This is a genomic window from Methylobacterium sp. WL119 (genome assembly GCF_008039875.1).
Taxonomy (GTDB): domain Bacteria; phylum Pseudomonadota; class Alphaproteobacteria; order Rhizobiales; family Beijerinckiaceae; genus Methylobacterium.
This window is the reverse complement of sequence record NZ_VRUU01000219.1, coordinates 1-1657: the sequence shown is the minus strand read 5'-3', so window position 1 is coordinate 1657 and position 1657 is coordinate 1. Positions and strand designations below refer to the sequence as shown.

At 73.1% G+C, this 1657-nt stretch carries 1 protein-coding gene; it reads left to right on the top strand.

Translation table 11 applies throughout. The annotated features are described in order from the left end of the window. Positions 1 to 222: 222 nt before the first annotated feature. The gene (locus tag FV227_RS28515) at positions 223 to 1422 is read left to right on the top strand and encodes an MFS transporter (RefSeq protein WP_246686691.1); all 1200 of its coding nucleotides are present in this window, start codon (positions 223 to 225) and stop codon (positions 1420 to 1422) included. Positions 1423 to 1657 lie beyond the last annotated feature (235 nt).

The following is a 1657-nucleotide window of genomic DNA, read 5'->3' as shown; positions in this document are numbered from 1 at the left end:
GCCGGCGCCGCCCGCGCCCGCGCCCGCCGCGAAGCCCGCGGACAAGCCGGCCGCCGAGAAGGTGCCCGATAAGTGACGGTGGCGCGACCGAAGGACCGCCGCGTCATCCCCCCCCGCGAGGCGCAGCGCCAGGCGAGGCTCGACCACGAGGTCCGCGCCCGTCCGGTCCGGCTGCGCGAGCCGACCGTCGAGCCGGCGCCCGCGGCCGCCGGCGCGGACGGGCTGTCGCGCGCGAGCCGGCGCGGGCTCGATCTGTTCGCCTTCTTCGTCGCCAACCTGCAGACCGGGTTCGGCCCGTTCCTGGCGGTGTACTTCACCCAGTCGAAATGGACCCAGTCCGACATCGGATTCGCGCTCACCGTCGGCAGCCTGGTCAGCCTGCTCGGCCAGGTCCCCGGCGGCGCCTTCGTCGACGCGATGCGCTCGAAGCGGTTCGCGGCCGGCGTGTCGGTCGCCGCGATCTCGGCGAGCGCGCTGGCGCTGGCGCTGTGGCCGAACTTCCTCATCGTCCTGCTCGCGATGGCGGTGCATTCGGCCGCGAGCTGCATCCTGACGCCGGCGATCGCCGCGATCAGCATCGGCCTCGTCGGCCATGCCCGCGCCGGCGAGCGCCTCGGGCGCAACGCCAGCTTCCAGGCGATGGGCAACGCGGTCGCCGCCGCCGGCATGGGCGCCTGCGGCTACTACCTGTCGAACGACGCGGTGTTCTACCTCACCGCCGCCCTGGTGGTGCCGACGATCATGGCGCTCTCGGCGATCCGCGCCGAGGAGATCGATGCCGGCGTGCGGACGCAGGAGGCCGAGCCCCGCAGCGGCGACGCGGCGGCGGGCGGCGTGAAGGCCCTGCTGACCAACCGCTCGCTCCTCAGCTTCGCGGCCTGCATGACGCTGTTCTTCCTGGCCAACGCCGCGATGCTGCCGCTCGTCGGCAGCGTCCTGACGCTGCGGGCGAGCGAGACCGCGACGGCGCTCGTCGCCGCCTGCATCATGGTCCCGCAGGCGGTGCTGGCGGTGCTGGCCCCCGCCGTCGGCCGGGCGGCGGAGCGCTTCGGCCGCTATCCGGTGCTGCTGGCGGGGTTCGCCGCGCTGCCGATCCGCGGCCTGCTCTTCGCCTACACCGACAACCCCTACATGCTGGTCTCGATCCAAGTCTTCGACGGCATCTCGGCCGCGGTGCTCGGGGTGATGGTGCCCCTCGTCGTCTCCGACCTCACCCGCGGCACCGGCCGGTTCAACCTCGCGCTCGGCGCGGTCGGCACCGCCATGGGGATCGGGGCCGCGCTCTCGACCTCGCTCGCCGGAATCCTGGCCGACCGGCTCGGCAGCCACACCGCCTTCCTCGGGCTGGCGCTCGTCGGGGCCGGCGCCTTCGCCCTCGTCGCGCTGATCATGCCCGAGACCCGGCGCGGGGCGGCACGATGAGGATTCTCGCGGCCTGCACGGGGCGGTCCGGCACCGGAATCGCATACCGGTCAAACGGCGTTCAGCTTCGTGCGATAAAAGCGCGGCGCAGGAACGGGCTCACGCAACGGTTGACGAGGCTGTTGCGTTGCCCCGCCGGCGCTTATTTTTATCCGCGTCCCGTCGTAGTGCCATCCGCCAACGCATTCCTCGTGTCGACCGCCCCGTCGCTCACCGCGTCATCACCCCCTTCGCC